The sequence below is a fragment of the Providencia sp. UF-224 genome (genome assembly GCF_058245955.1).
Genome location: NZ_JBSICC010000099.1, coordinates 1 through 646 on the forward strand (window position 1 = coordinate 1; position 646 = coordinate 646).

General features: G+C 44.4%; 2 tRNA genes. Both read right to left on the reverse strand.

Features of this window, described 5'->3' with window-relative positions:
* Positions 1-254: 254 nt before the first annotated feature.
* Positions 255-330: transfer RNA gene (locus tag AC4IFO_RS23000), tRNA-Ala, on the reverse strand.
* A gap of 139 nt (positions 331-469) precedes the next feature.
* Positions 470-546, reverse strand: a tRNA-Ile gene (locus tag AC4IFO_RS23005).
* Positions 547-646: the final 100 nt, after the last annotated feature.

Consider the following 646-nt stretch of genomic DNA (forward strand, 5'->3'; position numbering starts at 1 on the left):
ATCGCCTCTGATTGCCTAGGCATCCACCGTGTACGCTTAGTCGCTTAACCTCACAACCCGAAGGTGTCTTTTATTGATTTACCCGACGGCAAATCAAACATCTTCAAGTTGAGATTTTTGAGAGACTCTCACATTGTTTAAGCGATAAACAATGTGCGTTGTTTTCAATTTTCAGCTTGTTCCAGATTGTTAAAGAGCATAATTATTCGCAATAGACTAGTTGCCTAATCTATTCTGAATAATCAGAAAATTTATGGTGGAGCTAAGCGGGATCGAACCGCTGACCTCCTGCGTGCAAGGCAGGCGCTCTCCCAGCTGAGCTATAGCCCCATAAAGGTTTTTTCGGTATCGATTAATCTCCTGATAAGATTTTTTTCTTACTCGGAGGTCTTTTTTCTTAGGCAAGGCGTGGGTTAGCGAAGTTTACATAAGTAAACGAGCTGAGCCATAACGCAGCATAAGAGAAAAGTGGTAGGCCTGAGTGGACTTGAACCACCGACCTCACCCTTATCAGGGGTGCGCTCTAACCACCTGAGCTACAAGCCTATCGATACCGCTACTTTAATTTCATCAGACAATCTGTGTGAGCACTTCACAAAAACACTTCAATGGTAAGGAGGTGATCCAACCGCAGGTTCCCCTACGG